This window comes from Microcystis sp. LE19-41.2A (assembly GCF_027530405.1).
Taxonomy (GTDB): Bacteria; Cyanobacteriota; Cyanobacteriia; order Cyanobacteriales; family Microcystaceae; genus Microcystis; species Microcystis aeruginosa.
The window spans coordinates 1-3370 of the sequence record NZ_JAPZQJ010000534.1 but is presented as its reverse complement, the minus strand read 5'-3'; the positions used below and the strand labels follow the sequence as shown (position 1 = coordinate 3370).

Sequence of the window (3370 nt, the reverse complement as noted above, 5' to 3'; positions counted from 1 at the left end):
GGGAATGCTAATAGTAGCGGTGGAAGTATTAGGTGCAATGGTGATAGTTCCGGTTTTGCTAGTGTAATCTACATTGGCGGTAGCGTTAATGGGTGCAGTGGTATAGTTGAAGGTAATTGGTTGCGGATTGGGATTATCAACCGTGACGGTGAGGATGGCATTATTATCTAAGCCTTCGACCACGGTAATATTATTGATGGAGAGTTGGGGAAAGTCGTCATTGGTAATTGTCCCCGTCACTGGGGTTGATGTACCTATTGTATAACCAGTCCCTGAAGCGAGAGTTAAGACGACCGTTTCATCACTTTCTACTGTTGTATCAGCAGTGGGGTCAACTGTTACAGTAGCAGTGGATGAACCAGCAACAAAGGTGACTGTATTGGTAGTCCCTGTACGAGTGTAGTCGGTATTTAAAGTCGCTGTCCCTCCGAGGGTGTAATTGACTGTTAAAGCATTACTTGTTACTCCGCTACGGGTGAAAGTATAAACCAGATTTGTTGTCCCGTCTTCAGTAACACTACTAGGAGAAACCGCAAGAGTAATACTAGGAAGTATGACATCATCATCAGTAATCGTTCCCTGTCCCTGATTATCGGTTATGGTAACGTTACGACCATTGGCTTGTAAATTACTGAGATTAACGAAGAAAGTCTCGTTACTTTCAACTTGGTTATCGCCATTGACAGCTACAGTAATCGTCTTAGAAGTCTCACCAGCATTGAAGGTTAAGGGAGTAGTAGCAATCCCTATATAATCATTATCTGTTGTGGTAGCGGTTCCATTGGCTGTGGCGTAATTAACCGTTACTGCTGTATCAACTGCATTAGAAAGAGTGACAGTAAATACTGCATTAGTTGTCCCACTATTTCCTTCGGTAATTGTGACATCACTAATCGCAATAGATGCACTGTCATCGTTATTAATCGTTCCCTGTCCCTGATTATCAGCTAAGGTAACATTGCTGCCATTGGTTTGTAAATTGCTGAGATTGAGGAAAAATGTCTCATTGAGTTCAACTTGGTTATCGCCATTGACTGGAACTGTAATCGTTTTAGAAGTTTCTCCCGGATTGAAGGTTAAGGTGGTGGTAGGAATAGCGGTGTAATCGGTTCCGGCGGTGGCTGTACCGTTGGCGGTGGCATAATCGACGCTCACAACGGTACTAGCGGCACTAGAAAGGCTCACGGTAAAGACCGCGTTAGTGGTGCCGCTATTGCCTTCGGTAACAGTAACATCGTTGATAGTAAGAGAAATAGAGGGGTCGGTAATGGTGACGGTGGCGGTGGGGTCGGCATTGAGGAGGACTGAGACGTTGTTGCTGTTAACGTTCGCTACAGCTAAATCGGATTTGCCGTCGCCGTTGAAGTCCCCTACCGTCACGGAACGGGGACGATTCCCCACGGAAAAGTTAGTGGGCGTGCCAAAACTACCCGTGCCGGTTCCTAATAGCACTGAGACGTTATTGCCGTTATAGTTCGCCGTAGCCAAGTCCAATTTGCCGTCGCCGTTGAAGTCCCCTACCGTCACGGAAAGGGGATTACTCCCCACGGAAAAGTTAATAGCACTGTTAAAGCTGGCGCTAGAGTTGGCACCAAGGATGTAGTCTCCCCCCGATGTCAGGTTGACTTTGACGGTTTCGTTGGGGTCACTTACCGCATCGGATACGGCGACCACGTTGAGGGTAGCGGTGGTGGCTCCGGCGGCGATGGTGAAGGTGTTGGCGGTTACTGCGGTGATATTTGTGCCAGCAGTGAGGGAATAGTCGGCGAGAATGGTGGCGGTAGTGCCGGTGGTGTTGAAGTTGACCACTATCCCACCCGTGGGCGCGGGGGTGTCTAGGGTGATGATAAAGTTGCCGACGGTTCCCCCTTCTACGGGGTTGGTGCCGGGGGCGATGGTGATTTTGGGGGTGGTATTGAGGAGGACTGAGACGTTGTTGGTGAAACGGTTCGCCACAGCCAAATCGGATTTGCCGTCGCGGTTGAAGTCCCCTACCGTCACGGAAAGGGGACCAGCCCCCACGGAAAAGTTGGTGGCAGTGCCAAAACTGCCCGTGCCGGTTCCCAATAGCACTGAGACGTTGTTGCCACCACGGTTCGCCACAGCCAAATCGGATTTGCCGTCGCCGTTGAAGTCCCCTACCGTCACAGAACGGGGACCACTCCCCACAGTAAAATTAGTAGCGGCACTAAATGCCATTTCCACACTAATCGCTTGCCCATCAACGGTAATAGTCGCCGCGTCATTTTCCTCTCGTATCGCCGCGATTTCCGCCTCCGTCAGGCTTTCTCCCCGCACCAGCGCCGAAAATAACTGCCCCTCATCCCCCGGCGTATCGCTGCTGTTGATTTGCGCGTCGATAAAATGCCCAATTTCTTCTAATAACACCGCTTTGAGGGTGGTAGCGTCCCCCGAATCAATCAGCGCTTGAGAAATATAAATCTTATTAATACTGCTGGAATATGCGCCGAAAATCCCTGAATTGCCAAGGTTTTTAACTGTAATAGGGGGAAGTTGACTAAAATCTCGACTTTGCCACTGCTGTCGTAATTGCGTCGCTTTAACCACATCATAGTTTGTGCCAAAAGCAGTTTCTAAATTTGCCCAAAACCCATCAGATTGAGCGAAATCGAACAAAATATCGTAAACAGCAGGAAGAAGCGGCAACAGGGTAGAAGTCATGACGTTAACTGCAAAGGATGACTGGTGCTATTTTATGCAAAAAATACCCAATTTGTCAAGACCTCTGTAACAGAAATTAATATTACAACAAGAAAACGGGTTTCTAAATAGGCGTTTGCAGAAACCCGTTTTCTAAAGAAGTTCTAGGATTGGATTCTTGCGAAAGACTGCTTAAATTCTGCGAGAGAATTAGCAGTGGCTGCTAATTTTAGTAGCTCTTCTAAGATAGTAGGGTTAGTGATTTTGCCGATTATCTCTTCAATTTCTGAAGAAATCTGTCCAAAACGCACAGTTAAAACTGTTTTGATGTCATCGCGGCTTTTTTCTAACGCGCCAATTTCCTTGCCAATTTCCTTGCCAATTTCCTTGCCAATTTCCTTGCCAATTTTCTTACCAATTTCCTTACCCTGTTCGATTCCTCGTAACTCCATATTACTCATTAAAGGCATGGTTCTTTCCTCCTCAAATTGTTTGATTTTACTCTCTAAGCTTGACTGCAATTCAGGGGATAAAGTCATCATATTGTCGATGATTTCAAACAGTTTAATTATCTGTTCTCTCTCGAACTCCTTTTCATATAATCCCCTGATTAACTTCCACTTCCACTGTTCCCGTTGTGGCAGCTTCCCAGTAGTCGCTTTTGTTTTCAGGTGTGCCATGACTATTATAGCAAAGGGATTGCTACTTG

General features: G+C 46.8%; 1 protein-coding gene and 1 pseudogene. Both read right to left on the bottom strand.

Translation table 11 applies throughout. The features are described 5' to 3' along the window. A partial coding sequence (locus tag O9290_RS22480) for a beta strand repeat-containing protein (RefSeq protein ID WP_288087571.1) occupies window positions 1-2682 on the bottom strand: 2682 nt, incomplete at its 3' end. 143 nt (window positions 2683-2825) lie between these two features. Then, a pseudogene (locus O9290_RS22475) lies at window positions 2826-3370 on the bottom strand (hypothetical protein); the annotation flags it as partial.